Source organism: Deinococcus phoenicis (assembly GCF_000599865.1).
Lineage (GTDB): Bacteria > Deinococcota > Deinococci > Deinococcales > Deinococcaceae > Deinococcus > Deinococcus phoenicis.
In genome coordinates this window covers 57,260-83,501 of record NZ_JHAC01000033.1, presented here as the reverse complement: position 1 = coordinate 83,501, position 26,242 = coordinate 57,260, and the positions used below count along the sequence as shown (strand labels likewise).

General features: G+C 69.9%; 26 protein-coding genes and 1 riboswitch. Of the genes, 17 read left to right on the top strand and 9 right to left on the bottom strand.

Translation table 11 applies throughout. The features are described 5' to 3' along the window. Positions 1 to 97: 97 nt before the first annotated feature. Entirely contained in the window at positions 98 to 709 is a 612-nt protein-coding gene (locus DEIPH_RS11155; RefSeq protein WP_051517325.1) for a histidine phosphatase family protein, read from the bottom strand. A gap of 53 nt (positions 710 to 762) precedes the next feature. Here DEIPH_RS11155 and DEIPH_RS11150 point away from each other — a divergent pair, with 53 nt between their 5' ends. Genes DEIPH_RS11150 through uvrC form a run of 3 tightly spaced genes read left to right on the top strand, consistent with a single transcriptional unit; the run spans position 763 to position 4,295 of the window. Continuing rightward, positions 763 to 1,797: a fatty acid desaturase family protein gene (locus DEIPH_RS11150; protein WP_081790883.1), complete on the top strand. Its 1,035-nt coding sequence runs from the start codon at positions 763 to 765 to the stop codon at positions 1,795 to 1,797. Further along, entirely contained in the window at positions 1,797 to 2,441 is a 645-nt protein-coding gene (locus DEIPH_RS11145; RefSeq protein ID WP_034357961.1) for a hypothetical protein, read from the top strand. Before DEIPH_RS11150 ends, DEIPH_RS11145 begins: the two co-directional genes overlap by 1 nt. 3 nt (positions 2,442 to 2,444) lie before the next feature. Next, entirely contained in the window at positions 2,445 to 4,295 is a 1,851-nt protein-coding gene (gene uvrC / locus DEIPH_RS11140) for an excinuclease ABC subunit UvrC (RefSeq protein ID WP_034357959.1), read from the top strand. 320 nt (positions 4,296 to 4,615) lie between these two features. On the opposite strand, the gene DEIPH_RS20195 is transcribed toward uvrC, so the two are convergent. After that, positions 4,616 to 4,777: a hypothetical protein gene (locus DEIPH_RS20195; protein ID WP_161636062.1), complete on the bottom strand. Its 162-nt coding sequence runs from the start codon at positions 4,775 to 4,777 to the stop codon at positions 4,616 to 4,618. A gap of 184 nt (positions 4,778 to 4,961) precedes the next feature. On the opposite strand from DEIPH_RS20195, the gene DEIPH_RS11135 reads away from it, so the two are divergent. Then, positions 4,962 to 5,633: a phosphatase PAP2 family protein gene (locus DEIPH_RS11135; RefSeq protein ID WP_034357957.1), complete on the top strand. Its 672-nt coding sequence runs from the start codon at positions 4,962 to 4,964 to the stop codon at positions 5,631 to 5,633. A 175-nt stretch (positions 5,634 to 5,808) separates the two neighbouring features. Further along, a complete protein-coding gene (locus DEIPH_RS11130) occupies positions 5,809 to 6,492 on the top strand; it encodes a GNAT family N-acetyltransferase (RefSeq protein WP_235183230.1) in 684 nt (227 codons plus the stop codon). Between the two features lie 51 nt (positions 6,493 to 6,543). On the opposite strand, the gene DEIPH_RS11125 is transcribed toward DEIPH_RS11130, so the two are convergent. From DEIPH_RS11125 to DEIPH_RS19840, 6 genes are all read right to left on the bottom strand, one after another. Next, positions 6,544 to 7,554 (bottom strand): PIG-L deacetylase family protein, encoded by a 1,011-nt coding sequence (locus DEIPH_RS11125; RefSeq protein WP_051517323.1) that lies wholly within the window; start codon positions 7,552 to 7,554, stop codon positions 6,544 to 6,546. Positions 7,555 to 7,561: 7 nt separating this feature from the next. Further along, positions 7,562 to 8,974: an aspartate kinase gene (locus DEIPH_RS11120; RefSeq protein WP_034357955.1), complete on the bottom strand. Its 1,413-nt coding sequence runs from the start codon at positions 8,972 to 8,974 to the stop codon at positions 7,562 to 7,564. Between the two features lie 76 nt (positions 8,975 to 9,050). Continuing rightward, the gene (locus DEIPH_RS11115) at positions 9,051 to 9,857 is read right to left on the bottom strand and encodes a CopD family protein (RefSeq protein WP_034357953.1); all 807 of its coding nucleotides are present in this window, start codon (positions 9,855 to 9,857) and stop codon (positions 9,051 to 9,053) included. A 3-nt stretch (positions 9,858 to 9,860) separates the two neighbouring features. Then, positions 9,861 to 10,259, bottom strand: coding sequence for a copper resistance CopC family protein (locus DEIPH_RS11110; protein ID WP_034357951.1), 399 nt, complete (start codon positions 10,257 to 10,259; stop codon positions 9,861 to 9,863). A 139-nt stretch (positions 10,260 to 10,398) separates the two neighbouring features. After that, on the bottom strand, positions 10,399 to 10,848 hold the full coding sequence (locus tag DEIPH_RS11105) for a DUF1775 domain-containing protein (protein WP_034357949.1): 450 nt from the start codon (positions 10,846 to 10,848) through the stop codon (positions 10,399 to 10,401). Between the two features lie 83 nt (positions 10,849 to 10,931). Continuing rightward, complete coding sequence (locus DEIPH_RS19840; protein WP_034358142.1) at positions 10,932 to 11,273, bottom strand: hypothetical protein; 342 nt, start codon at positions 11,271 to 11,273, stop codon at positions 10,932 to 10,934. Between the two features lie 198 nt (positions 11,274 to 11,471). On the opposite strand from DEIPH_RS19840, the gene gap reads away from it, so the two are divergent. The 12 genes from gap (at position 11,472) to DEIPH_RS11040 (ending at position 24,439) form a co-directional block, all read left to right on the top strand. Continuing rightward, positions 11,472 to 12,467, top strand: a complete 996-nt coding sequence (gene gap, locus DEIPH_RS11095) for a type I glyceraldehyde-3-phosphate dehydrogenase (protein WP_034357947.1) — start codon at positions 11,472 to 11,474, stop codon at positions 12,465 to 12,467. Positions 12,468 to 12,549: 82 nt separating this feature from the next. After that, positions 12,550 to 13,719: a phosphoglycerate kinase gene (locus tag DEIPH_RS11090; protein ID WP_034357946.1), complete on the top strand. Its 1,170-nt coding sequence runs from the start codon at positions 12,550 to 12,552 to the stop codon at positions 13,717 to 13,719. After that, a complete protein-coding gene (gene tpiA / locus DEIPH_RS11085) occupies positions 13,716 to 14,462 on the top strand; it encodes a triose-phosphate isomerase (RefSeq protein WP_034357943.1) in 747 nt (248 codons plus the stop codon). Before DEIPH_RS11090 ends, tpiA begins: the two co-directional genes overlap by 4 nt. A gap of 143 nt (positions 14,463 to 14,605) precedes the next feature. Then, positions 14,606 to 15,952, top strand: coding sequence for an asparagine--tRNA ligase (gene asnS, locus DEIPH_RS11080; RefSeq protein WP_051517322.1), 1,347 nt, complete (start codon positions 14,606 to 14,608; stop codon positions 15,950 to 15,952). Positions 15,953 to 16,086: 134 nt separating this feature from the next. Further along, the gene (locus DEIPH_RS11075) at positions 16,087 to 16,974 is read left to right on the top strand and encodes a PhzF family phenazine biosynthesis isomerase (protein WP_034357941.1); all 888 of its coding nucleotides are present in this window, start codon (positions 16,087 to 16,089) and stop codon (positions 16,972 to 16,974) included. 55 nt (positions 16,975 to 17,029) lie between these two features. Next, a riboswitch (cyclic di-GMP riboswitch) is annotated at positions 17,030 to 17,114 on the top strand. 68 nt (positions 17,115 to 17,182) lie between these two features. Beyond that, positions 17,183 to 17,671: a hypothetical protein gene (locus DEIPH_RS11070; protein WP_051517321.1), complete on the top strand. Its 489-nt coding sequence runs from the start codon at positions 17,183 to 17,185 to the stop codon at positions 17,669 to 17,671. Between the two features lie 62 nt (positions 17,672 to 17,733). After that, entirely contained in the window at positions 17,734 to 18,324 is a 591-nt protein-coding gene (locus tag DEIPH_RS11065) for a hypothetical protein (protein WP_034357939.1), read from the top strand. Between the two features lie 3 nt (positions 18,325 to 18,327). After that, entirely contained in the window at positions 18,328 to 19,053 is a 726-nt protein-coding gene (locus tag DEIPH_RS11060) for a 2-phosphosulfolactate phosphatase (RefSeq protein ID WP_034357936.1), read from the top strand. A gap of 20 nt (positions 19,054 to 19,073) precedes the next feature. After that, complete coding sequence (locus DEIPH_RS11055) at positions 19,074 to 19,868, top strand: Cof-type HAD-IIB family hydrolase (RefSeq protein WP_034357935.1); 795 nt, start codon at positions 19,074 to 19,076, stop codon at positions 19,866 to 19,868. A gap of 136 nt (positions 19,869 to 20,004) precedes the next feature. Then, positions 20,005 to 20,943, top strand: coding sequence for a DUF808 domain-containing protein (locus DEIPH_RS11050; RefSeq protein ID WP_034357933.1), 939 nt, complete (start codon positions 20,005 to 20,007; stop codon positions 20,941 to 20,943). A gap of 121 nt (positions 20,944 to 21,064) precedes the next feature. Continuing rightward, entirely contained in the window at positions 21,065 to 23,413 is a 2,349-nt protein-coding gene (gene recG / locus DEIPH_RS11045) for an ATP-dependent DNA helicase RecG (protein WP_034357931.1), read from the top strand. 201 nt (positions 23,414 to 23,614) lie between these two features. After that, positions 23,615 to 24,439 (top strand): SDR family oxidoreductase, encoded by an 825-nt coding sequence (locus DEIPH_RS11040; RefSeq protein WP_034357929.1) that lies wholly within the window; start codon positions 23,615 to 23,617, stop codon positions 24,437 to 24,439. 244 nt (positions 24,440 to 24,683) lie between these two features. Here DEIPH_RS11040 and DEIPH_RS11035 read toward each other — a convergent pair whose 3' ends face one another. Next, positions 24,684 to 26,222, bottom strand: a complete 1,539-nt coding sequence (locus DEIPH_RS11035; protein WP_081790894.1) for a gamma-glutamyltransferase family protein — start codon at positions 26,220 to 26,222, stop codon at positions 24,684 to 24,686. Positions 26,223 to 26,242: the final 20 nt, after the last annotated feature.

The window sequence follows — 26,242 nt, the reverse complement described above, 5'->3', positions numbered from 1 at the left end:
CTCGATCTGGACTCGCAAGGGTCGCTTGAAGCTCTGGAGGGATGAAGCGGTAGACTCTTAAGTGAAACTATTCACGATAGATCTATTCGTGACTTTTTTAGTCATTCAGATGCGAGCTATCCGCGACCCGGCAGGCACGCCACTGGCCCTGATCCGCCAGTAGTTCCGTGACCGCCGTGTTGCCGTGGGTAAACCGCCCCTCGCGCCAGCTCTGCGCGGGGTCGGCGCGCAGGAGGCGGGCCAGTGCGGCCGACAGTGCGCCGCCGTGCGAAACAATGATCGGGGTTCCCTCCAGCCCGGTGGTCCTTTCCAGGGCGGCGAGGAAACGTGCCGCGACACCGCCCAGGCTCTCACCACCCGGAAAGCCGGGGGTGCCGTCCTCGTGCCGCCACTCGTGGAGATGGGTGTGCAGGTGGGCGTAGGGCCGGCCGGCCCATGTTCCCGTGTGGAACTCCTGCACCCCGTCGAGCACTGCCGGGGCCACGCCGAGGGCGTCCGCGACGGCTTCAGCGGTCTGGCGGGCGCGGCGGTAGGAACTGGAATACACGCGCGGGGCGGACAGGTCCAGGGCCGCGAGGTGGGCCGCGACGGCGCGGGCCTGCGCCTCCCCCACCGCGTCGAGCGGGTCGTCGTGGCCCGCGCCGAGGGTCTGGGCGACGTTGCTGGCGGTCCGGGCGTGGCGAAGCAGGAACAGGCGGTCGGCGGGCATGCGGGCAGGCTACTGCCTGAACGACTGCCTGAAACAGCCGCTAGGCTGGAGGCATGACGACCACGAGAACACGGCCACCCGTCCTCAAAAGGGGCACCCGCACCCAGGTGAACGCCCGCAGGCACACGCGGGAAGCGTGGCGCGTGGGGGTCGAGACGGTGGTGCTGTCCGGGGCGCTGTGTGCGCTGGGCGTGTGGCTCTCGCGGCAGGGGGGCAGCCCGTGGGTCACGGGGCTGGCGGTGGGGCTGGCCGTCATGCAGGGGCTGATGCTTCAGCGGATGTACATCGTGGGGCACGAGGTGGCGCACCGCAAGCTGATTCCCGGCCACCTGGGCTGGAACGACGCGGTGGGGCAGGGGCTGACGCTGCCCACCCTGATTCCGGTGGCGGTGTACCGCTGCGTCCACGACTTTCACCACGGGTTCAACCGCAAGGACGAGCACACCAGCGCGCTGGACGTGTTCGTGACGCGCGGGGAGATCACGCCGCTCAAGCGGGCCTACTTCCACACGCTGTGGCTGCTGGGCGTGTTCGCGGGCGGGTTCTACCTGCACAGCGTGGCGAGCGTGGTCGTGTTCCTGTGTCTGCCGACGCGGCTGGCGCTGCGGCTGAGTCCGGCCTTCCGCAAGTGGGGCGCGCGGGAGCGGCGGCGGGCCTGGGGGCAGTTTCTGGCGTGCGTGGCCTTTCACGTGGGGTTCGCCGCCGTATTCGGGACCTGGGCGTGGGTGCTGGCGCTGGGGTTCCCGATGCTGGTCTTCGCCTGGGTGTGGTCCCTGCTGATGTACATGTTCCACTTTCACACCAGCATCGGGCCGCAGGCGCGCTTCAACACCCGCAGCGTGCGGCGCGACCCCTTCTGGTCGTGGCTGCTGCTGGATTTTCACGAACACGCCACGCACCACATGTACCCAAATATTCCCTGGTACGCCTTGCAGGAACGCCGCGCCGAACTGCCGCCCGCCTACCAGGCCGTGAACGAGCGGCTCCCCTTCTGGCGGGCCGTGTGGCAGCAGTGGCGCGGCCCGACCATCCTCCGCCGGGACGGCCCCAACCCGGTCCCGCACCTCTTCGTGCGGTGGGAGGACTGATGCGCGTCCGGGCGGCGACCCTGGCGGACGTACCCGCCGTGCTGGAGATCAAGGCCGCGCTTCCGCTGCGCGCCGGGAGCAGCGGCGGCTTTCTGCTGGGGTCGAGTCTCACGGAATATGCCCGGCTGGTGGCAGCGGGCCGGGTGCGGGTGCTGGACAGCCCGGCGGGCGTGCAGGGCTTCAGCGTGACGCTGGACGACGCCTGGCTGCGCGCGGCCGGGGTGCTGGACACGCTGGCGGGGGCGAGGCTGGACGTGGACGCCGGGGCGCTGCTGTCCGGGCAACGGCTCGCGCTGGTGGACCAGCTGGCGGTGCGGCCGGGGGCGCGGGCACACGCGGGCGGCCTGGCGCTGGCGACGCTGGAACTGGCCCTGCGCGGGCACGACCTGATCGGCGCGGCCACCGTGTTGCGGCCCGTGCCGAACCGGGCGATGCTGCCCTTCCTGGGGGCGGCGGGCTTCGTGCCGGTGGGCACGCTGGCGGAGACGTATCAGGGGGTGGCGATCACGTCGGAGCTTCACCTGCTGACGGTGGGGGCCTATCAGGCGGCGCGGGCGCGGCCCCCGCTGAGCCGGTATCTGGCACGGGCCGCCGGCGCTGGTGACGTTCCATCCGGTCCCGCCGCGCCCGCCGTCCTATCCTGAGCCGTGCATTTCGACGATCTGCCCGTGCTGCCCGCCTCGCCCGGCGTGTACCTCTTCCGCAAGGGGGGGACGCCGATTTATATCGGCAAGGCGGTGAACCTGCGCTCGCGGGTGGCGCAGCATTTCAAGGCGGGCGGCAAGAGCGGCAAATTCACGGCGCTGGCCGACCAGCTGGAGTTCATTACTACCCGCAACGAGGTCGAGGCGCTGGTGCTGGAAGCCAACCTGATCAAGCAGCACCGCCCGCACTACAACGTGTTGCTCAAGGACGACAAGCACTACCCGTTCCTGAAGCTGACGAACGAGGCCTTTCCGATGCTGGTGGTCACCCGGCGGGTGCTGAAGGACGGGGGGAGTTATTACGGGCCGTACCCGGACGCGGGCGCGGTGCGGCGGGTCAAGCACCTGATCGACACGATGTTCCCGCTGCGCAAGAACTCGGGGTTGCCCCTTCAGAAAAAGCCGCGCCCGTGCCTGAATTACCACATGGGCCGCTGCCTGGGGCCGTGCATCGGCGCGGCGGACCCGGAAGCCTACGGACGGACCGTCGAGGATGTCAAGGCGCTGCTGGAAGGCCGCGCCGCCCCGGTCATCGCCCGGCTGAAAGGCGACATGCAGGGGGCCGCGCGCGGGCAGGACTTCGAGCAGGCGGCCCGGCTGCGGGACCGGGTGCAGGCGGTCGAGAAGCTGTTCGGGACCGAGCAGCACGCTTACGTCAGCGACGAGACCGAGCTGGATTTTCTGGGCGCGGCGCAGGCGGGCGAGTACGCGATGGTGCAGCTGTTCCGGCTGCGCGGCGGGCGAGTGGTGGGCCGCGACAAGCGCTTCCTGACCGACGCGGAGGGCGGCGAGAGCAACCTGGGGGAAATTGTCGAGGCCTTCGTGCAGGACTACTACACCCAGGCGACGCACGTGCCGCCGCTGATCCTGCTGCCCGCCGACTTCGAGGACGCGCCGGTCTGGAGCGCCTTTCTGAGTGAAAAGGCCGGGCGCAGGGTGGAGATGCGCACCCCCAAACGCGGGGACAAGGTGGACCTGGTGGACATGGCGCAGCGCAACGCGCAGACGGGCCTGGAGTCCGAACTGGCGCTGCTGGAGCGCCGGGGCGACCATCCCGGCCTGGACGCGCTGCGCGAGGTGCTGGCGCTGCCCGAGCGGCCCTGGCGCATCGAGGGCTACGACAATTCCAACCTCTTCGGCACCAACATCGTCTCGGGGATGGTGGTGTTCGAGGGCGGGCGCGCGCGGCGGGGCGAGCATCGCCGCTTCAAGGTGCGGGGGCTGGAGCACCCGGACGACTACACGGCGATGAAGCAGACCATCTCGCGCCGCTTTACCGGGTCACTGGCCGACAAACTGCCCCTCCCCGACCTGGTGCTGATCGACGGCGGGCGCGGGCAGGTGAACGCCGCACTCGACGCGTTGAAGGAGGCGGGCGTGCGGGTGCCGGTGGTGGGCCTGGCCAAGCGCGAGGAACGGATCATCCTGCCGGGGAGATACGGGGCGCAGTGGTGGCTGGAGACGGGCAGCGAGGTGGGCGTGGACCGTGAGCTGCTGCTGCCGCACGCGCACCCGGCCCTGCGCGTGTTGATCGGCGTGCGCGACGAGGTGCACCACTACGCGGTGAGCTACCACCGGAAACTGCGCGGCCAGGACATGCTCCGCAGCGTGTTCGACGACCTGCCGGGCATCGGGCAGAAGCGCCGGGACGCGCTGCTGGAGCAGTTCACCAGCCTGGAGGACCTGGCCGCCGCCCCGGTCGAGCAGATCGCGCGGGTGCCGGGCATGAACCTCAGGGCCGCGCAGAGCGTGAAAGACTTCCTGATGCAGCGGGCCAGCCGCACGCCGGCCTAGGGCGGGGCGCAGAAAGGTTGCCGCCTTTTGGCAACCTTTCCGAGCGAAGCGAGAAGCGCAAAAAGGGCGGCGCGCAGTGGAGTGGACGCCTAGTGGATGACCACAGCGATGTGGAGGCATTTCCTTTTGCTCCTCCCCCTTGAGGGGGGAGGCCGGGAGGGGGTGAACGGGCAAGGCCTCCCAGAAAAATAAGGATGCCCTTGCCTGTGGTCATCCACTAGGACGCGCGGCAACGCAACGGAGCGCCGCCCTAGTCAGCCACGTGAAGCGCCCCCTCTGAAACTGAGGGGGCGCTTCATCTGAGGTGGGTCGGGCCGGTGTCATGCGGGCCGGACGGGGCGCAGGTGCAGGGCGCTCAGGAGGGCGGCGAGGCGGGGCTGGGCGGGCGGTGCGGGCCGGGCCGCGCGGGCGTCGCGGTCGCGCTGGGCTTCGGCACGCAGGGCCTGGGCACGGTCACAGTTGAGCTGGAGATCGAGGTACATCTGGGCTTCCTTTCCGCCGCTCGGCGCGCTCGCTTCCCGGCTGCCCCCATGGTGCGCCGGTCAGCCCCGCCGGGGCATCCGCAGGGCGGCGCAGGGCGGGTGCGCCGAATGGCTCAGGGTGGGGCAGGCATTTCTGAATGTTTGCCGTGCGGCGTTTCCGGGCGGGCCTGCCTACAGTGGAGGGATGCACCGTGATCTGCCCGAGCTGCCCGTACGCCACTGGACACAGCTGGCCCTGCTGCTGCTGGGCGTGCTGGTGCCGCTGCTGCTGCTGGCCGACCTGACCGAAGACGTGTTCCGGGGGGGCGGCTTCACCTGGGACCGGACGATTCTGGCGTGGTACGCGGCGCACCGCACGCCGGGGCTGACCCGCGTCTGCGAGGCGCTCGCGGTGCTGGGTGGGCTGGGGGTCCTGCCACTGGTGGCGGCGGCCCTGGTGCTGGGGCTGGCGCGCGCCGGGGCGCGGGCGCACGCCTGGTTTCTGGCGGGGGCGGTCGCGGGCGCGGCGCTGCTGAACGTGCTGGCGAAGGTCATCTTCCAGCGGCCCCGCCCCACGGACCTGGGGGCGGTGCTGGTCGAGCCGGGCTTTTCCTTTCCCAGCGGCCACGCGATGGCGAATATGGCCTTCGGCTTTGCGCTGGCGCTGGTGTTCTGGCATACGCGGGGGCGCTGGCCGGTCGCGGTGCTGGGCATCGCCTGGGCGCTCGCCGTGGGCGCGAGCCGCAATTATCTGGGCGTGCATTACCCCAGCGACGTGCTGGCGGGCTTCGCAGCGTCGGTGGTCTGGGTGGCGGGCCTGTACCTGATCCTGGGGCAGCGCTGGCGCAGGCTGCGGCAGGCCCCGGCGGACCGCTAGAGCAGGGGTCAGAAAGGGACCTGCTTTATGACCGAGCGGGGCAGGCTGGCTCATGCGCGTCCGTTCACGACGATGCCCAGGCCAGCGCGTGAACCAGGGAAAGCGGCTCCAACGGCTTCATTCTCCCAAGCGCTCTAGCGCTTCCCCAGGGGCCGCGGGCTGCTACGCTGAGCCGGTGCCGACCGGTCCGCAGCTTCCGCCCCGCCTCCCGCCGGGAGAGGCCGTCACGGTGCGGGCGCTGCGGGCGGCGGACTTTGCGGAGGTGGCGCGGGTCGCCTACGCCACCGGGTTCTTCGGGGCACCGGCCACGCGCTCCTTCCCGGACCGGGGGCTGTTCGGGGACCTGTGGGTGCGGCCCTATTTCGTGGGTGCCCCGTTCGGGTTCGCCGCCGAGCGGGGGGGCGAGCTGCTGGGGTACGTGGTAGGCACGCCGGACTGGGGCACGTACCGGCGGGCGTTCGCGCGGACCTTGCCGGGCATTCTCGCCCGGGCGCTGCGGGGTGGCTATCCGGCGCTGCCGGGGTCGCTGCCCTATCTGCTGCGGCTGGTGCGGTACACGGGGCTGCACGCGCCGGAAGCGCAGTACCCGGCCCACCTGCACCTGAACCTGCTGCCGGAAAGCCGGGGGCTGGGCCTGGGCGGGGCGCTGCTGGACGCCTATCTGGGGGCGCTGAGAGCGCGGGGCGTCCCGGGCCTGCAACTCTCCACCACGCGGGAGAACCGCTCGGCGGTGGCGCTGTACGAGCGGCGTGGCCTGACCGTCTGGAGCGCCCGCGAGAGTGCGCTGTGGCAGCCCTGGCTGGGCCGCCCGGCCATCCACCTCGTGATGACGCGGAGGCTGGGCGGCCCGCCGGAGTGACCTGGATTCCGGTCGCTCGCGCCGTCTGCAAAAGGTCCGGGGCCGCGTGGCTCAGCGTCCGGGCGACCTCTCCGGGGCGGGCACGGGAGGCGGGCCGGGCCGCCAGGGCAGGGGCCGGTCGGGGGCGGGCTGGGGCGTCAGGAGTTCGTTTTCGCGCACGAAGGCGAGCAGGAAGCGGCTCATCAGGTCCATCTGCGAGCGGTGTTCGCGCAGGGCGCTCAGTTTGGCGTCCTCCTGCTCGGGGGTGAGGTCGAGCCGCTCCCAGGCGAGGTGGCGGCCACGCGGCGGGATCAGCAGCGGAAAGCGTTCGTGCAGTCCCTTGGGCAGCGGGTATTCCAGGCCGCCGTGCACGATCCAGAAGCGCAGGCGGCCCGCCTCACCGCGCTGGGCCAGCAGGCGCGTGACGAAATAGCTCGCGGCGCGGTGGTCGGGGTGCGCGTCCTGGGTGCTGGGGGCCAGCACCACGTCCGGCTGCACGCGGTCCAGGACCCGGCGCAGGTCGTGCTCGACGCTCTCGCCCGTGTAGGGCGCGCCGGGCGAGAGCGCCTGCGGATACGGGACATGGGTGGCGTGCGTGTAGCGGGACGTGAACGGCTGGGCGTAGTGCTCCAGAAAGAGGTGCAGCAGGCCGCCGTCGGGATACCCCAGAAAGATCAGGCGGCTTTGCGGCACGTTCAGGACGTGCATGGCGCGCCTGGCCTCCCCGATGCGGCGCTGGCCCAGCCCGGCGAGCTGCGCGCTGCTGGGCCGGGGCGAGCGGCCCAGCACCACCGCGTCGAGTTCGAAGCCGTCGCCGCTGGTCAGCCACACCACCCACACCTGGGCACCCGCCGCCTGCGCCTGCTGAATGCTGCCCGCGCAGCACAGGGTCTCGTCGTCGGGGTGGGGCGAGACGATCAGGACGCGCTGCCCAGCGTGGTAGGGCGCGGCGGCGGGCAGGCTGTCCACCACCGCCGCCGCACGCGGGTAGAAGAGCCGCAGGGCACCCGTGGTGTTGATGACGAAGGCCAGCAGCAGCAGCAGAGCAGCGGTCAGGACGGCGGGGCGCAGGCGGCGCGGCACGGCCCGCTCAGTTCGCCGCCGCTGCCGGTTCACCCAGCCGGAAGGCGGCGTGGACGGCGCGGGTGGCCCCCTCGACCTGCGCGTCCTCGATGGCGACGCTGATGTTCAGCTCGCTCGACCCCTGGCTGATCATCAGGATGTTCACGTCGTCCCCGGCCAGCGCGCCGAACAGCCGCGCCGCGACACCCTTCTGGCCGCGCATGCCCGCCCCCACGATGGCGAGGACGGCCACGCCGGGCTGCTCCTCGATGCGGAGTTCGCCGGTCACGGTGCGGCGCAGCGCGGCGAGGGTGCGGGCCGCGTCGGCGCTCTGCACCGCCAGCGACACGTTGCTCATGGAGCTGCTCTGCGACACCATCAGGAGGGTGATGTTCTCGCGGGCGATGGCGTCGAAGAGGCTGGCGACCACCTCGGGCACGCCCAGCACGCCCGCGCCGGTCACGTTGATCACGCTGACGCGGCGGATCGCGGTCACGGCCTTGACCGGCTGCCCGGCCTCGTTGTGGGGGGCTTCCTGGACCAGCGTGCCGGGAAAGTCGGGGTCGGCGGCGCTCTTGACGCGCAGCGGGATGCCGCTTTCCTGGAGGGGCGTGACCGCCAGCGGGTGCAGCACCTTCGCGCCGAAGTAGGCCAGCTCCATCACCTCGCCGTAGCTGAGCACCTCGATGTTGCGCGCGTCCCCCACCACGCGGGGATCGGCGCTCATCACGCCGTCCACGTCCTTCCAGGCCCAGACCTCGTCCGCGTCCAGCGCCTTGCCGATGATGGTGGCGGAAAAGTCGGTGCCGCCGCGCCCCAGGGTGGTGATGGCCCCCTCCTCCGTCTCGCCCATGAAGCCCGCGACGACCGGCGTGACGCCCGCGCCGAGCAGGCCGCCCAGGCGGTCGCTGATGCGCTCGTAGCTGCCGGGGAGGGGCCGGGCGTTGCCGAAGTGCGCGTCGGTCATGATGCCCGCCTGCCCGCCGGTGAGGTGGTGGGCGCGCAGGCCCTGACCTTCCAGCGCCAGGGCCATCAGCGGCGCGCTGAGGCGCTCCCCGAAGGCCACGATCAGGTCGCGGCTGCGGGGGGTCAGTTCGCGCAGCAGGTAGACGCCGTAGATGGACTGGCGCAGCGTCTCGTGCAGCTCGCGGATCTCACGCACCGTGTCCGAGTCGGGGGCCGCGCCGAGGTCCTGCGCCGCCGTGAAGTGCCGGGTCCGCATCAGGGCGATCTCGTCGTTGGCCGCCGCGATGTCGCCGCCCTGCGCGGCGTCGGCCAGCCGCAAAAGCTGGTTGGTCACGCCCGCCATCGCGGAGACCACCACGACCACCTTCACGCCTTCGCGGATGCTGCGCGCCGCGAGCGTGGCGCTGTGGCGAATGGCCTGGGCATCCTGCATGTTGGTGCCGCCGAACTTCATCACGAGGAGGGGGTGCGCCATATGCCCGGCATGATACGGCCCGCCTCGCGGGGGGCGCGGGCGGGCGTCTGGGCAGGAATGGGCTGGACAGGAGGGGTCAGGGCCGGGAGAGCCGGGCCTGTGGGTGCACGTGCGTGGGCGGGGGCGTGGTCACCAGGGCGGCGGTCACGCCCAGCACGGCCAGCAGCAGCAGGGCTTCCAGGGCGAGGTGGGGGCGGACGTTCGACGAGTGGGCGAAGGCGCGGCGAACGACCACGGCGGCGAGGAGGGCCAGCGCCACGCACGCCAGTTTGAGCAGCAGCGTGCGGCCATAGGCGCTGCCGGGCAGGGTCAGGAGGTTCCCGGCGTGCGCGAGGGTGAGGAGCAGGCCGGTGCCCGCCAGCAGGGCCACGCCGCCCAGCGCGACCGGCGTGAAGCGCCGCGCGAGGGCCGGTGTGGGGGCGGGGTGGGTGAGGAGGGCCAGGACGCCGCCCAGCCAGACGCCCATCCCGCCCGCGTGCAGGGCGGTCAGGGCACGGGTGGCGAGGCCGTGCGCGCCGCCGTGGCCCCCGCCCGCCTCGCCCCACAGCAGCACGCCCGACGCCAGCACCGGGAACAGGACCGGCCAGCCGGACAGCTCGGCGGCCAGCAGCAGGGCGGCCCCCATCACGCGCGTCAGGGCGGCGCGGCCCGGTCCGGTGTCCGTCAGATACGCGAGGGTATCTGTGGGCGTCAGGAAGCCGAGGCCGGCCAGGGTCCCGCCCACCTCCAGCGCCGCCCCCAGCGCGAGCAGCACCCCTCCCAGGCCCAGCCAGCGCGGCGCGGGGTGCGCGGGGGTCAGGGCGCGGCGGGCGAAGGTGCCGCCGAGCAGCAGCAGACTGCCCAGGAAGGTCAGGGCCTGGGCGGCGGCCAGGACGAGAATCACCCGCTACCGCACCTGGAAGGTGGAATGCCCGGTCACGGGATGCCCGTCTTCCGAGAGGAGGCGCCAGAGAATCAGGTAGGTGCCCGGCTTCAGTCCGCTGTGCAGCGGCAGGGTCACCCGGGCGGCCATGCCGGTCAGGACCGGGGCGGTATCCGCGCGCAGCTTCGCGTCGTCCTTGCGGGCGAGGGCCGCCGCCGCCGTTTGCGCGGCGTCCGCCCCGGCAGGCAGCGGGACCACCTTGAAGGTGGAAAAGCGCAGATTGACCGGTTCACCAAAGGTCAGGGTGACGGTTTTCGGGGCCACGACGCGGGCACCGGCGGCGGGCGTGATGCCCGTGACCTCGGTGTGCGCGAGCGCAGAGGCGAGGGTCAGGGCGGCGAGCAGGGAAAGCAGGAAGCGCATCAAAGGTCCTTTCGGTGGGGAGGGAGACGGATTCCGGGAGCTGGCCCGACTTCCGGGACAGGGCCGGAACCCGTCTTTTCTTCTTCTCGCGTCGGCTCAGATGGAATCACTCCGTCAACGATTCCACCCGGGTTCGTCATTACTTGACGGTCGTCTGGCTGGCGGGCGCTTTTTCCGCGTCGGTGTCGTCCCAGGCGACGACCGAGCCGTCGGCGTAGGTCTGGTAGACCTTCCAGCTGAGGGCGGCGGGCTGGTCGGGGTTGCGCGCCTGGAAGAAGAAGCGCGCGTATTCCAGCGGCGCGATGCGGCCCTTCCAGATCACCTCGGTCACCAGGCCCGCGCCATTCAGCCGCACGCTGCGGGTAAAGCCGGGCGTGACCTGAAAGCGGGTGATCGTCACGCCGGCCGGAACCAGCAGCCGCACTTGGGTGGTGCCGATGTTCTTCTCGGTGGGCACGTTCAGGCGGTAGGTCTCGCTTTTTCCGGCAGCGGATTCGGTGAGGCCCGCCTCGGTGCGGACGGTGGCGTGCGCGGCGGCGACGGGCAGCAGCAGGGCGAGAAGCAGGGGGAGGGCACGTGGGTGGGGCATGGAGTCTCCTGAACAGGGGCAGACGGGAGATGGCGCCCGGAGCTGAGCGGGGCGTCCTCCGGGTGAAGGGAGTGGGAAACGCTTCAGGCCAGCGGCGGTGGGGCGCGGGCATCCGGGTGAAGGGCAAAGACGTGGGCCGCGCGCGGGACCGGGGCGGGGGCGGGGGGCAGTCGCCCGACCCGGACCGGGAGACTCGGCCCGGGGGTGGGATCGGCGGAAAACGCGCCGGTCAGGCAGAACAGGCAGTGCGGCCCGTGGCCACCCTCGGTGGGGGTGGCCGGCTTGCCGTGGGGGGCGTGGTGGTGGGCGTGGCTCTGCGGAAAAACACCTACCGGCAGGGTGCGCAGCGGGTAGGCGAATCCGGCCAGGATCGTCAGCAGCGCCGCCAGCAGGCGGACGGGCAGGACGGGTCTCCGGGACGGCACGGGGTCCACTGTAAAGCTCACCCCCGGGCGCAGGTGTCCTGCACCGGCAGGCCGGCTTGGACGCGGTGCACGTTCTTCCGCTGTTCAGGACACAGGGACATGGGCGGGCGGGAAGGTGGGTTACACTCGCTGGTGCGTGGGGCAGGTTCCGCCTCGGAGCAGTTCTCACAGTTCACGTAGAGCGTTGAAGGAGGCAGTATGAAAGTAGGCATCAACGGCTTTGGCCGCATCGGGCGTCTGGTGTTCCGCAATCTGGTCGAGCGTGGTGTGGACGTCGAGGCCATCAACGACCTGACCGACACCAAGACGCTGGCCACCCTCCTGAAGTACGACTCCACCGCCGGGCGCTTTCCGGGTACCGTGGAATACGACGACAGCAGCATCACCGTGAACGGACAGCGCGTCGCGGTGCTGGCCGAGCGCGATCCCGCCAACATCAAGTGGGGTGAGCTGGGCGTGGACGTGGTGATCGAGTCCACCGGCATCTTCACCGACCGCGAAGGCGCCAGCAAGCACCTCCAGGGCGGCGCGAAGAAGGTCATCATCACCGCGCCCGCCAAGAACGAGGACCTCAGCGTCGTGCTGGGCGTGAACGAGCAGGAGTACGACCCCGCCAAGCACCACATCATCAGCAACGCGAGCTGCACCACCAACAGCCTGGGCGCGCCGATGAAGGTGCTGGACGAGGCCTTCGGCATCGAGAAGGCGATCATGACCACCGTCCACTCCTACACCAACGACCAGCGCGTGCTGGACCTGCCGCACAAGGACCTGCGCCGCGCGCGCGCCGCCGCCGTGAACATCATCCCCACCAGCACGGGCGCGGCCAAGGCCGTCTCGCAGGTGTACCCCAAGCTCAAGGGCAAGTTCGACGGCACCTCGCTGCGCGTGCCCACGCCGGTCGGCTCGATCAGCGACGTGGTCGTGATCCTGGGCCGCGACGTGACCGCCGACGAGGTCAACGCGGTGTTCCGCGAGGCCGCGGAGGGCAAGCTCAAGAACATCATCAAGTACACCGAGGACCCCATCGTGCTGCAAGACATCGTGGGCGACCCGCACTCCGCGATCATCGACGGCGGCCTCACGATGGCGATGGGCAACCTGGTGAAGTTTTTCAGCTGGTACGATAACGAGTGGGGCTACAGCAACCGGATTGCCGATCTGGTGCAGCTGGTGCAGGCGAAGGGCGCTTAAAAGGTTTTAGGAGTTAGGGGTTAGGCGTTAGGTTTTTCCTAATTCCTAATCCCTAACTCCTAACGTCTCCCAAGGAGGAACCATGCAAACCCTCGACCAACTGGACGTGAACGGTAAGCGCGTGCTGGTGCGCGTAGATTACAACGTGCCGCTCAAAGACGGCGTCGTGCAGGATGACACGCGGGTCACCGCCAGCCTGCCGACGCTGCAAAAGCTGCTCTCGCGGGGGGCCTCGCTGGTGCTGATGAGCCACCTGGGCCGCCCCAAAAACGGACCGGAGGAGAAATACAGCCTCCGGCCGGTGGCCGACGTGCTGGAAAAGGCCCTGAAGCGTGACGTGCGCTTTATCGGGTCGCTGCCTTCCAGTGAGGAGACGCTGCGGGAAGTGCAGGCCCTCCAGCCGGGTGAGGTGGCCTTGCTGGAAAACGTGCGCTTCGAGCCGGGCGAGGAGAAGAACGACCCCGAGCTGTCTGGCAAGCTCGCGCGCCTGGGCGACGCCTTCGTGCTGGACGCGTTCGGCAGCGCGCACCGGGCACACGCGTCGGTGAGCGGCGTGGCCGAACGGCTGCCGCACGCGGCGGGGCTGCTGCTTCAGCGTGAAGTGGACGCGCTTTCAAGGCTGCTTTCGGACCCGGCGCGGCCCTACGTCGTCATCATCGGCGGGGCCAAGGTCAGCGACAAGATCAAGGTGATCGAGAACCTGCTGCCCAAGGTGGACCGGATGCTGATCGGCGGCGGGATGATGTTCACGTTCCTCAAGGCGCAGGGCGGCCAGATCGGGAACAGCCTGGTCGAGGAAGATCAGGTGGCCTACGCCGGGCAGCTGCTCTCGCAGTACGGCGATAAGCTGATGCTCCCGACCGACGCGGTGGCTGCCGACAACTTTGCGGCGGATGCCCGGACGCAGGTTGTGCCTGCGGGCCGGATTCCCGACGGCTGGATGGGCCTGGACATCGGCCCGGAGACGCAGCGGGCCTACGCGGACGCCCTGAAGGGCGCGCGGACCGTGTTCTGGAACGGCCCGATGGGCGTCTTCGAGTTCCCGGCCTTCGCGGCGGGCACGAACGCGGTGGCGCAGGCGGTCGCGGACCTGGGGGACGGGGCGTATACGGTCGTGGGCGGCGGTGATTCGGTCAGCGCCATCAACAAGAGCGGGCAGGCGGAGAAGGTCAGCCACATCAGCACGGGCGGCGGGGCCAGCCTGGAACTGCTCGAAGGCCAGAAGCTGCCGGGCGTGGAGGCGATGAAATGACCACGCCTGTTTCCCGGCCGCGTCCCCTACTGGCCCTCAACTGGAAACTGAACAAGACGCCCGCCGAGGCGGCGGCCTGGGCGGCGGATCTCGCTGCGGCTCTGACGCCGGGGGCCGCCGAACTGGCCGTGCTGGCCCCGGCGATCGACCTCCCGGCCCTGGCGGCGGGCCTGCCGCCGGGCGTGGCCTACGGCGGGCAGGACGTTTCGCGACACGGCGCGGGCGCGTACACCGGCGAGATCAGCGCGGCGATGCTGCGCAACGTGGGCGCGACCTACGTGATCGTGGGCCACAGCGAGCGCCGCGAGTACCACAGCGAGACGGACGCGGTCGTGGCCGCCAAGGCCCGGCAGGCGCAGGCGGGCGGCCTCACGCCCATCGTCTGCGTGGGCGAGCGCCTGGACGTGCGCGAACGCGGCGAACACGTGGACTTCACGCTGGACCAGCTGCGTGCCAGCACCGAGGGCGTGGGCGAGAACCTGATCGTCGCCTACGAACCCGTCTGGGCCATCGGCACCGGCCGGACCGCCACTGCGGACGATGCCGAGGAGATGGCCGCCGCGATTCGCGGGGCGCTGGAGGGCCTCTACACCGCCAGGGACTTCCGCGTGCTGTACGGCGGCAGCGTCAAGCCGGACAACATCGCCTCCCTGTGTGCCCGGCCCAACGTGGACGGCGCGCTGGTCGGCGGCGCGAGCCTGAAGGTCACCGACGTGATCGGCCTGAACGACGCGCTGAAGTAGGGCGCTGAACCTCTCCCCCACTGCTGGAATGGGTGGGGGCAATGGTTTGTCAGGGCAAGTGAATAGATTCACGATATAGTTTGCTCGTGACTTTTTTGCCGCTTTCGCTGGAAGATTTTCCCCTTCCCCCTATAATTCCGCTCGTGACTTCAACCAGCACTCCTATTCATGATCTGAAAGCGCACGTGGGCGAGACGGTGACGCTGACCGCGTGGCTGACCGACAAGAGCGGCAAAGGCAAGATCCAGTTTCTGAAGCTGCGTGACGGCAGCGGCTTCGTGCAGGCGACCGTGTTCAAGAACGACGTGACCGAAGAAGTGTTCGAGGCGGCCAGACGGCTGTCGCAGGAGCAGGCGGTGCGCGTGACCGGCGAGGTTCGTGCGGACGAACGGGCGCCGGGCGGCGTGGAGCTGGCGGTGCGCGACCTCTCGCCCTATGCGGAGAACGCGGGCGAGTACCCGATCACGCCCAAGGAACACGGCATCGAGTTCCTGCTCGACCACCGGCACGTGTGGCTGCGGCACCGGCGGCCCTGGGCGATTCTGCGGGTGCGCGACTGCGTGCAGCGGGCCGTCACCGATTTCTTCCATCAGGAAGGCTTCGTGCGCTTCGACGCGCCCTTCTTCACGCCGAACGCCGCCGAGGGGACCACCGAACTGTTCGAGATCGACCTCTTCGGGGAAGACAAGGCGTACCTCTCGCAGACCGGGCAGCTGCACGCCGAGGCGGGCGCGCTCGCGTTCGGCAAGGTGTACACCTTCGGGCCGACCTTCCGCGCCGAGAAGAGCAAGACGCGGCGGCACCTGCTGGAGTTCTGGATGATCGAGCCGGAGGTCGCGCCCGCCACCCATACGGACAACATGGCCCTCCAGGAACGGTTCGTCAGCTTCCTGGTGCGCCGCGCGCTGGAGGAATGCCAGACCGAGCTGGAGGTGCTGGGGCGCGACCTGGAGAAGCTGCGGCCCGCCGCTTCAGGGAACTATCCGCGCGTCACGTACACCGGGGCGCTGGAGATCATCCGGAAGCACATCGAGGAGGGCGACTTGCCCCCGAACGTGCAGGCGGACGTGCAACCGGTCGAATGGGGCGACGACCTGGGCGCGCCGCACGAGACGATCCTGGGCTACCACTTCGACCGCCCCGTGATCGTCGAGAAGTACCCGGCGGCCATCAAGGCCTTCTACATGCAGCCCGACCCGGAAGACCCCCAGCTGGCGCTGTGCGACGACATGATCGCCCCGGAAGGCTACGGCGAGATCATCGGCGGCTCGGAGCGTATCCACGACTACGAACTGCTTCGCGCACGCATCGAGCACGAGGGCCTGCCCCTTTCGGCGTTCGAGTGGTACCTCGACCTGCGGCGCTTCGGCAGCGTGCCGCACGCGGGCTTCGGCATGGGGCTGGAGCGCGCCGTGGCCTGGATCACGGGCATCGACCACATCCGCGAGGCGATTCCCTTCCCCCGGATGCTGACGCGCATGGTGCCCTGAGGCTTTCCCCTTCTGCTGGAAAGGGCCGGGCATGCCCGGCTTTTCCTTCTGTTATTAAGTGATTTTATTCACGATAAATCTGCTCGTGATTCTTTTGTTGCTTGGCTTTTTAACGCATACGCTAGAGTGCCGTCATGATCGCGTATTGCGAGGTGAGCGCGTTCACCGATACGCCCGGGCAGGGCAACCGGGCGGGCGTGGTGCTGGAGGCCGGGGCGCTGTCCGAAGCCGAGATGCAGGCGCTGGCCGCCTTTCTGGACGCACCCGAGACGGTCTTCGTGACCCGGATGCAGGACGGCGCGGTGCGGGTGCGGTACTTCACCCCCACGCAGGAGATCGACTTCTGTGGACACGCGACGGTCGCGCTGGGCCTGAGGCTGGCGCAGGCGGGGCACTGGACGGGTGGGCCACTGGTGCTGGAAACGCTGGTGGGCCGTATTCCCCTGACGCTGGAAGCGGAGGCGGGCGTGCCGGCACGGGTTTGGATGGGCCAGCGGGGTCTGGAGACCCGCCCGGTCGCGCTGGGGCTGCGCCGGGACCTCGCGGAGGCGCTGGGGCTGGATGAGCGCATGATCCACCGGGGCCTGCCGCTCGCGTCGGCCAGCACCGGCCTGTGGAGCGTCTTCGTGCCGCTGCTCGACAGCATGATTCTGGACGGCCTGGAACCCGACCTGCCCCGCATCCATGCGCTGAGTGACGCGCTGGGCGTCGTCAGCGTGTATGCCTATGCCCCAGTGGGTGTGAACCGCTTTGCCGCGCGGGACTTTGCCCCGGCCGTCGGCATTCCCGAGGACCCGGTGACCGGCAGCGCCGCCGGGGCACTCCTGGCGCTGCTGGCGCGGGAAGGCCGCCTGCCGGTGCGCGGTGATCGGGCCGGGGGCGTGGTGTACCAGGGCCACGCGCTGGGCACGCCCGGCGAGGTGGAAGTCGAGGTCACGCTCGCCGGGCAGACGGTGCAGGAAGTCCGGGTGGGAGGCCGCGCCGCCTTGGACCGTGAAGGCTCCTGGACCTGGGAAAAGTAAGACTTCTGTATGTGCTCCGCAGTAAATTGAATGCACTTCGTTAAGAGAACTTCCTCTAACGAAGAGAGGCGTTGAATTCTGTCCTGTAAATCGGGCATCTCGGACAGGGTGAGCCAGTGATGCGACCGGCTTTTCGTTTTCCGCCGCCTTTGCAGATGCGGTCGGCTTTGATTCACCGGAAAGATAGCTTTTCGGGGAGGAGTTTATAATGCGTTACTTCAAGACTCTGGCGCTGGTTACGGCTCTGATGGTTGGCGGCGGGGCGTTCGCGGACGACAGCACGAATACCGATCACAACAACGCGTCGATGGAACTGACGACCAGCGGGACGCCCCTCGACGCCGTCAAATTTACTATCGCGCAGACAACCCTGACCATTCCTGCCGCTCAGGTTCGCCCCGGCGCAACCTTTACCGTAACGGTTCCCGTTAGCAACCCCACTACCAACCGCAAGATCAACGTAAGCGGTGTTGAGAGCAAAAAGACTGGCGACCTTGCCAGCAAACTAACTGTTACACCCGTCGCAGCGAGCAATGTTCCCATCACAGCCGGAGGAAAAGGCGACCTGACCTTTACCTTCAAGTTTGCCGATGCAGTACCGGGGGAGGCGGTCTATACGGGCGATGTCTCCGTCACGTTCACTGTTACCGCGACGGCGGATGACGGCCCCGAAAAAGACTTGACTTTCGGCAAATAATCTCCCCCATCCTTTCCAACAGGACGAGCCGCCCCGCTCGTCCTGCTCGCATAGGAGCCTGAATGAAGCGCGTTCTCTTCTTGCTTTTGGGGCTGCTGGGATTTGCTCACGCACAGTTCACTGCTCCGGGCATCAGCATCACTCCCACCACCGCCCAACCCGCGCCGCTGGAAGTTGCCCACAAAGTCCTCGTGCAGCCCTCCAAACTGGAAACCCGGCTGCAAACCGGCTACACCACAGGTACCCTGAACTTTACCCTCTTCAGCGAGGTCAACACCGAAGTCGTGCTGAAGGCCAGTGACCCGCGCCTGGTGTTCCGGGGCAGCGAGAACGGCATGCTGAGGCTGAACGCCTATACCCTCCAGAGCGTCAATTTCGTGGCGCTGGGGGCGCACAGCGGCACCATCAGCGTCAGCAACCGCGAAGGCCGGGTGCTGGAAACGGTGCCTTACACGGTGGCTCCGGCGAAGACACTGAATCAGAGCATGTCTCTCTATTACACGCCGGGCAACAATCAGGGGGCGCTCAGCTACTCGGTGTCGGGAAATCCGCAGTCGCCGCTGGACCCGCGCTGGAGCATGAACGTCAACCTGAACGTGAGGCCGAACGAGGGCAAGGTGGGCGGGAGCGTGGGCCTCAATGTGAGCTGGTAACGCGTGTTCGGGGAGCAGACCGGGTTCGGGGTCAGGCTGGAATGGGGCGAGGCAGGCGTGCGGCACCTCGCGCCCCTGGCTGACGCCGTGGTGATCGTGGACGTGCTGTCCTTTTCGACCTGTGTGGACGTGGGTGTCTCGCGTGGCGCGGCGGTGTTGCCGTTCCGCTGGCGGGATGCGCGGGCGGCGGCGTTTGCGGCAGAACGGGGGGCGTGGCTGGCGGGCGAGAGGTCAGTCGGTGGACCGTCGCTGTCGCCCGCCTCGCTGCTGAGCCTCGCGCCGGGATCGCGGCTGGTGCTGCCCTCGCCGAACGGCGGGACGCTGTGCGCACTGGCGCAGGAGGCAGGTGGGGCGGCGGTCTTCGCGGCGTGCCTGAGGAATGCGGCGGCGGTGGGAGCGTGGCTCCGTGAACGCTGTTCGCGGGTGCTGGTCGTCCCGGCGGGGGAACGCTGGCCGGACGGCACGTTGCGGCCCGCGCTGGAGGACCTGCTGGGCGCGGGCGCGGTGGTCAATGCGCTGGGCCTCTCCCCTTCCCCGGAGGCGGAGGGCGCGCGGGCCGTGTTCCGGGCGCTGCGGGAGCGGCTGCCCGGGGTGCTGGCGGCCTGCTCGTCCGGCACAGAGCTGACGGAGCGGGGCTTTCCGGAGGACCTGACGCTGGCAGCGGAGCTGAACGTGAGCCGCAGCGTGCCGCTCTTGCGGGGCGGGGCCTTCGTGGACGCGGCGCACTGAGGGCGGCGTACACTGCCCGGATGCTGGGACTCATCTGTGTGGACGTGGACGGCACGCTGATCGGCACCGACAACACCGTCCGGGAGGACGTCTGGGCCGCCCTGGCGGACGCGCGGGCGCGTGGTGTCCGCCTCGCGCTGTGCAGCGGGCGGCCTGCTTTCGGCAACGCGCTGGCCTATGCGCGGCGGCTCGACCCGCAGGGCTGGCACGTCTTTCAGAACGGCGCGTCCGTGGTGAACGTGGCGACCGGGGAAAGCCTGTCCGAGGCGCTGCCGCCAGACCCGCTGGCGGCGCTGCTGGCCCGCGCGCAGGAGACGGGGCGGCTGCTGGAGGTCTATACCGACGACACCTACGGGGTCACGCAGCCCGGCGACCTGGCGCGGCGACACGCGGAGCTGCTGGGCATCCCCTACGTGCCCCGCGACCCGGAGGCGCTGACCGGCACACGCGTCCGGGCGCAGTGGGTGGTGCCCACGGCGCAGTCGGAGGCGGTGCAGGCCGAACCCCACGCGGGGCTGGACCTGCACCCGGCGGGCAGCCCGGCCATGCCGGACGTGATGTTCATCAGCGTGACCCGCGCGGGCGTGAGCAAGGGCAGCGCCGTCACCCGGATCGCGGCGGCCTACGGCGTGCCGCTGGAGCGCGTCATGATGGTCGGAGACGGCCACAACGACGTCTCGGCCATGCGGGTGGTCGGGTACCCGGTGGCGATGGGCAACGCCGATGCCGAGGCCCGCGCCGCCGCCCGCACCCATGTCGGGCACGTGGACGCGGGCGGGCTGGCCGAGGCGGTGGGGCTGGCGCTGAGGCTGTAGCGGCGGCTCCCGGGGGGGCAGGCGGCGCAAGCTCCGGGCGGCATTGCTAGGCTGTGGGCCTGATGACCTCGCGCCCAGGCTCCGACACCGCGCCCACTGTCCCCACGACACGCCACCGCTCGCCCAGGAATGACCGATGAGCGGCGGACTGGTCGCCCTGCTGGACGATGTCGCGGCCATTGCCCGGCTGGCGGCCGCCTCCATCGACGATATCGGCGCGGCTGCCGGCAAGGCGGGCGTCAAGGCCATCGGGGTCGTCGTCGACGACACGGCGGTCACGCCGCGTTACGTGACGGGCTTCACGCCGGACCGTGAACTGCCGATCATCTGGCGCATCGCCCGGGGATCGCTGCGGAACAAGGTGGTGTTTATCCTGCCGGCCGCGCTGCTGCTGAGCCAGTTCCTCCCCTGGGCGATCACGCCGCTGCTGATGCTGGGCGGGGCCTACCTCTGCTACGAGGGGGCCGAGAAACTGTACGAGGCGGCAGCGGGCCACCCCGACACCCCCCAGGCCGAAACGGACAAGCTGACCAGCCAGGCGCACGAGCAGCAGATGGTCACGGGGGCGATCCGCACCGACTTCATCCTCTCGGCGGAGATCATGGCGATCGCGCTGGCCGAGGTGACCGATCAGACCTTTTTCCTGCGGGCGGTGATTCTGGTGATCGTCGCGCTGCTGATCACCGCGCTGGTGTACGGCGTGGTCGGGCTGATCGTGAAGATGGACGACCTGGGCCTGCGGCTCGCCCGGAGCGGCGCAGGCGCCTCGCGCGCGCTGGGACGCGGGCTGGTGAGGGGGATGCCGGTCCTGATGTCGGCGCTGTCCGTCATCGGCACGGTCGCCATGCTGTGGGTGGGTGGCCACATCATCCTGGCCGGGCTGGAGACCTTCGGCCTGGGCAGCCTGGCCCACGCGCTGCACCACGACGCCGTGGCCGCGGGCCACGCGCTGCCCTTCGCGGCGGGCGTGGTGGCGTGGCTGGTGGAGACGCTCGGCTCGGCCATGATCGGCATGCTGATCGGCGCGGTCATCGTGGCGGTGATGCACCTCGTGCCCCGCCAGCACGCCCACTGAACGCGGTGGCCCCAGAACAGCTTCAGGGGGACACGGCGGGGTAAAGCGCGGCCCCTTGAGCTGGGCCGGGCGCAACAGGACACCAAGCGCCCGCCGCGCGTCTGTTAGCCTGCCCCCTGGTATGGCGACGGTCGCGGAGATGCGGGAAAGGTTACGGCGGCCACTCGCGGCGGAACTCGCGGCGGGGTGTGCCGACCGGGTGGTGGCGGGCGGCGTGGAACGGCTGCTGGCCTCGCCGCTGGCAAATCCCTTTCCGGGCGTGCGCGAGGCGCTGCGCGGCTACGCGGGCCACGACGAGGCGGGCCGCGCCGAGGCCCTCCGGGCGGCGCTGGCGCTGCTGGACGGCCAGGACCAGGCGGCGAGCGCGCCCCGACCGGCCCGGCCCGCCGCAAAACCGGCAGTTCCGACGGCGGCGCCCGGTGAGCGGCTCCCCCCGGACGCGGAGGTCACGCGGCTGGACAGCGGGCCGGGCGGCGCGCGCAAGCTCCAGTCGCTGGGCCTGCGGACCCTGCGCGACGTGCTGCACGCCTACCCGCACCGTCACGAGGACCGCCGCGCCCTGCCGGATCTCTCGGAGGTGGAAGAAGGCCAGAAGGTCACGGTGGAAGGCACCGTCATCGCCAAGTCGAGGCGCAAGCCCAAACCCAACATGCTGATTCTGGACGTGACGCTGGAAACGCCCTCGGGCGGGCGGGTCAAGGCCAGCTGGTTCAACCAGCCCTGGGTCGAGCGGCAGCTGAAGGAGGGCGCGCGGCTGGTGCTGACGGGCCGGGTCAAAACGTTCGGGCGCAGCGTGCAGCTCGGGGTGGAACATCTGGAAACGGTGGAGGACGCGCAGGGCAGCCTCAGCACCGGGCGGATCGTGGGCGTGTACGACAGCAAGGACGGCATCAGCCAGGAATTCTTGCGGCGGACGGCGTTCCGGGCGCTTCAGGCGGTGCCGCTGGACGATTACCTGCCCGCACACTGGCGGCAGAAATACGGGCTGACGGACCTGGGCGACGCGCTGCACGGCATGCACTTCCCGCACGACGAGGCGCAGCTCGAACGCGCTTTTGCCCGCCTGCGCTTCGACGAGTACCTCTTTTTGGAACTGCGCGTGCTGCTGCAAGGCGAGGACGTGGTGCTGCTGGGCAAACGCTTCCAGGCGACCGGGCACGATATCGCCACCTTCGAGGCAGCTCTCCCCTTCCAGCTCACCGGGGCGCAGCGGCGGGTGCTGCTGGAGATCACCGACGACATGCGCAGTGAGCGGCAGATGGCGCGGCTGGTGCAGGGGGACGTGGGGAGTGGCAAGACGGCGGTGGCGGCCTGCGCGCTGTACCTCGCCGTTCGGGACGGCTATCAGGGCGCGCTGATGGCCCCGACCGAGATTCTGGCGCGGCAGCACTACGCGAATCTGGTCGGGTACCTGGGTAAGCTGGACGTGCGGGTGGGCCTTCTGATCGGCGCGATGACGCCGAGAGCCAAACTGGAGATGCAGACGCGCATCGCGGAGGGCGAGGTGGACGTGGTCGTGGGCACGCAGGCGCTGATTCAGGAAAACGTGCGCTTCGACAACCTGGGGCTGGCGGTGGTGGACGAGGAACACCGCTTCGGCGTGATGCAGCGGCGCAAATTGCTCGCGGGGCGCCCGGACGTGCTGGTGATGAGTGCCACGCCGATTCCGCGCAGCCTGGCGCTGACGGCGTACGGCGACCTCGAACTGTCGGTCATCGACGAGCTGCCGCCGGGGCGCACGCCGATCGAAACCAAACTGATCCAGGACACGCACCGGCAGCAGGCCTACGGCTTCGTGATGCGGCAGATCCGGGAGGGGCGGCAGGCGTTCGTGGTCACGGCCCTGATCGAGGAAAACGAGAATCTGGAGTTGCTGGCGGCCACCCAGCTCGCGGACGATCTGAAAGTGATCCTGCCGGAAGCGCGGATCGAGCTGCTGCACGGCAAGATGACGGCGGCAGAAAAGGACCATGTCATGGACCGGTTCCGCGCCCGTGCGTTCGACATTCTGGTCAGCACCACCGTGATCGAGGTCGGGGTGGACGTGCCCAACGCCAGCGTGATGGTGATCGAGAACGCCGAACGCTTCGGCCTCGCGCAGCTGCACCAGCTGCGGGGCCGGGTGGGACGCGGCAGCGCGCAGAGCTACTGCGTGCTGATCGCGGGGGAGCACAGCAAGAAGACGCGGCAGCGCCTCAAGATCATCGAGGGCAGCACCGACGGCTTCGTGATCGCGGAGGCCGACCTGAAGCTGCGTGGCCCCGGCGAGATTCGCGGCACCCGCCAGAGCGGCATCCCGGATTTGCGGCTGGGCGACCTCGCCAGCGACGTGGAGGTCATCGAGCGGGCGCGCGAACTCGCCAAGTACATCCTCGCGCACGATCCCCGGCTGGAGCATCCCCGGCTGCAATACCTGAAGAGCGAGTTGCAGAGCCGCAGCCAGAGCGTAGCCTTCCGTGAGGTGATTTGAGGCTGCCCGTTCATTCCGGTGAGGTCCGGTTGAGGACAGCGTCATAGTGTTGTGACAGCGTGCCCCTAGACTGAGGGCATCAGCGCAAGCTACATATGCGGGCCGGGTGAAGTCCGCGCGCCGGGAGGCTGACTCCACGTGGGTCAGCCTTGCCTTTTGGCTCCAGGGCCGCCGCCCGCGAGGTCCCTCTATGCTGGCGGGATGACGCAGGACATGAGTGGCAAGACCGTGCTGGTCACGGGCGCGACGAACGGCATCGGGCAGGTGACGGCGCGGGAACTGGCGCGGGCGGGCGCGCGGGTGGTGATCGTGGGCCGCGACGCGGAGAAGACGGCGTGGGTGGCGCGGGAGATCGGCGCGGCGGAGACGCTGGTGGCCGACCTGTCGGAACTCGCACAGGTGCGCCGCGCCGCCGCCGAGTTCCGCGAGCGGGTGGGACAGCTCGACGTGTTGGTGAACAATGCGGGGGCCTTTTTCGGCAAGCGGCAGGAGACGCAGGAGGGGACCGAACGCACCTGGGCCTTGAATCACCTCGCTCCCTTTCTGCTGACGCGGGAGCTGCTGCCGCTGCTGCGGGCGTCCGCTGACGCGCGGGTGGTGACGGTCGCCTCGGACGCGCACCGGAGCGGGCGGCTTCGCCTGGACGATCCGGAGTTCCGGCGCGGCTACCGGGGCTGGGCGGCGTACAGCCAGAGCAAGCTGGCGAATATCCTGTTTGCCCGGGAACTCGCGCGGCGCGAACCCGGCGTCAAAAGCAACAGCCTGCATCCGGGCCTGGTCCGCTCGGGCTTCGCGCACAACAACGGCGGGGGCATCAGCCGCCTGTGGCGCCTGGTGGACCGCTTCGGCATCACGCCGGAGGAGGGCGCGCGGACGAGCGTGCTGCTCGCCAGCGCCCCTGAGCTGACGGTCAGCGGGCGGTACTTCAGCGCCGGGCGGGAAGTGCGGCCCGCTCCGCGCGCCCTCGACGACGGCGCGGCCCTGAGGTTATGGCAGCTCAGCGAGGCGCAGGTCGGGGAGCGGTAGCTCTCAGGCGGACTTAAGAGGAGTCGAAGACGAGAGGCGAGAATAAGAAAAGACCGGCTGGCGGCGATGGAAGACCCCAGTGCGGCGTTCTGTTACGTCGCCGCATGTCACGGCGGCAACTTCACGGCACGCCGCCCTCATCACGGTTTCTCGCGCCGTTTGGCTCAGAAGGGGCGCGGCAACCTTTCTGAGCACCGCCCTCTGATGGTTTGTCCGGATGTTCTGGAATCAAAGCCAGTCGGGATCAGTACACCGCGATGTGTCCGTCTGCCCGGCTTTCCGTGCCGCCTTCCAGCACGCCCGTTTCGGGCCGACGCCAGATGATCTGGCCGCGTCCGAAGGAGCCGGGGTCGAGCTGCACCCTCACGTCGTGGCCCCGCGCGGCCAGGGCACGTGATATCTGCGCGCCCAGCGCGTGCTCGACCTCCACCGCCCGGCCCTGGAGCCACTGCCAGCGGGGCGCGTCGAGGGCCTGCTGGGGATTCATGCCGTAGCGCAGCGTGTTCAGCACGACCTGGATGTGGCCCTGGGGCTGCATGAAGCCCCCCATCACGCCGAAGGGGCCGACCGGCGTGCCGTCCACGCGCGACAGGAAACCGGGGATGATGGTGTGATAGGGCCGCTTGCCGGGCGCGAGGGCGTTGGGATGCGCGGGGTCGAGGTGGAAGTTGTGGCCCCGGTTGTGCAGCGCGATGCCGGTGCCGGGCACCACCACGCCGCTGCCGAAGCCCATGTAGTTGCTCTGGATCAGGCTGACCATCTGCCCCTGGTCGTCTGCCGCCGCGAGGTACACCGTGCCGCCTGTGCTGGGGGCGCGGGTGGCGGGATCGTGGGCCGTCTCCCCCAGGAAACGGCGGTGCGCGGCGGCATTGCCGTCCGAGAGGAGCCGTTCCACGTCCACCGGGACGTGCCGGGGGTCGCCCACCTGGGCATGTGCGTCGGTAAAGCCGCGTTTCATCGCCTCGATCTGGAGGTGCAGTCCCTGGGGATCGTCGCGGCGGTCGGGGAGGTCCAGGCCGTGCAGCACGTTCAGCGCGATCAGCGCGGCGATGCCCTGCCCGTTCGGCGGAATCTCATGGACGAGGTGATCGCCGTAGCGGGCGTGAATGGGGGTGACCCACTCGGAGCGGTGGGCGGCGAGGTCGGCGGCGCGCAGCAGGCCACCCGTCGCGCGGGCGTGGGCGTCGATGCTCCCGGCCAGTTCGCCCTCGTAAAAGGCGGCCCCGTGTGTCTGCGCGATTCTTTCCAGCGTGCGGGCGTGGGCCTCGCTGCGCCACAGGGCGCCGGGGGCGGGCACGAAGCCTTCCGGCGCGAACACCCGGAACCACTCTTCCAGCAGCGGGAGGCCCAGGCTCCGGTAGCTGCGGATGGCCCGTGCCCAGTTCGCCGCCAGGACGGGCGAGAGGGGGTAGCCCCCCCGGGCATAGCTGATGGCAGGGGCCAGCACGTCCGCGAAAGGCAGGCGGCCAAAGCGGGCGTGCAGGTCGGCCCAGCCGCGCACCGCGCCGGGGACGGTGACGGGCGTCCAGCCATGCTTCGGCATGTCGCCGCCCGCCAGGACATCGAGGGTCAGGGCGGCGGGGGCCGCGCCGCTGGCGTTCAGGCCGTGCAGCTGCCCCCCCGCCCACACCAGTGCGAACAGGTCACCGCCGAGGCCGTTGCTGGTGGGTTCGGTGACCGTCAGGGCGGCGGCGGTGGCGATGGCGGCGTCCACGGCGTTGCCCCCGGCTTGCAGCGTCCTCAGCCCGGCCTGCGCGGCGAGGGGCTGACTGGTGGCGACCATGCCCCGCTGGGCATACACGG

Bases quoted from the DNA above. Each gene is read 5' to 3' on its own strand.
- DEIPH_RS11040 (WP_034357929.1), top strand. From the start codon at position 23,615: ATGACGCAGGACATGAGTGGCAAGACCGTGCTGGTCACGGGCGCGACG.
- DEIPH_RS20195 (WP_161636062.1), bottom strand. From the start codon at position 4,777: ATGTACCTCGATCTCCAGCTCAACTGTGACCGTGCCCAGGCCCTGCGT.
- DEIPH_RS11120 (WP_034357955.1), bottom strand. From the start codon at position 8,974: ATGGCGCACCCCCTCCTCGTGATGAAGTTCGGCGGCACCAACATGCAG.
- DEIPH_RS11055 (WP_034357935.1), top strand. From the start codon at position 19,074: ATGCTGGGACTCATCTGTGTGGACGTGGACGGCACGCTGATCGGCACC.
- DEIPH_RS11155 (WP_051517325.1), bottom strand. From the start codon at position 709: ATGCCCGCCGACCGCCTGTTCCTGCTTCGCCACGCCCGGACCGCCAGC.
- DEIPH_RS11110 (WP_034357951.1), bottom strand. From the start codon at position 10,259: ATGCGCTTCCTGCTTTCCCTGCTCGCCGCCCTGACCCTCGCCTCTGCG.
- DEIPH_RS11065 (WP_034357939.1), top strand. From the start codon at position 17,734: ATGAAGCGCGTTCTCTTCTTGCTTTTGGGGCTGCTGGGATTTGCTCAC.
- DEIPH_RS11050 (WP_034357933.1), top strand. From the start codon at position 20,005: ATGAGCGGCGGACTGGTCGCCCTGCTGGACGATGTCGCGGCCATTGCC.
- DEIPH_RS11070 (WP_051517321.1), top strand. From the start codon at position 17,183: ATGCGTTACTTCAAGACTCTGGCGCTGGTTACGGCTCTGATGGTTGGC.
- DEIPH_RS11075 (WP_034357941.1), top strand. From the start codon at position 16,087: ATGATCGCGTATTGCGAGGTGAGCGCGTTCACCGATACGCCCGGGCAG.
- DEIPH_RS11090 (WP_034357946.1), top strand. From the start codon at position 12,550: ATGCAAACCCTCGACCAACTGGACGTGAACGGTAAGCGCGTGCTGGTG.
- tpiA (WP_034357943.1), top strand. From the start codon at position 13,716: ATGACCACGCCTGTTTCCCGGCCGCGTCCCCTACTGGCCCTCAACTGG.
- DEIPH_RS11150 (WP_081790883.1), top strand. From the start codon at position 763: ATGACGACCACGAGAACACGGCCACCCGTCCTCAAAAGGGGCACCCGC.
- DEIPH_RS11035 (WP_081790894.1), bottom strand. From the start codon at position 26,222: ATGGTCGCCACCAGTCAGCCCCTCGCCGCGCAGGCCGGGCTGAGGACG.
- gap (WP_034357947.1), top strand. From the start codon at position 11,472: ATGAAAGTAGGCATCAACGGCTTTGGCCGCATCGGGCGTCTGGTGTTC.
- recG (WP_034357931.1), top strand. From the start codon at position 21,065: ATGGCGACGGTCGCGGAGATGCGGGAAAGGTTACGGCGGCCACTCGCG.
- DEIPH_RS11145 (WP_034357961.1), top strand. From the start codon at position 1,797: ATGCGCGTCCGGGCGGCGACCCTGGCGGACGTACCCGCCGTGCTGGAG.
- DEIPH_RS11105 (WP_034357949.1), bottom strand. From the start codon at position 10,848: ATGCCCCACCCACGTGCCCTCCCCCTGCTTCTCGCCCTGCTGCTGCCC.
- DEIPH_RS11135 (WP_034357957.1), top strand. From the start codon at position 4,962: ATGCACCGTGATCTGCCCGAGCTGCCCGTACGCCACTGGACACAGCTG.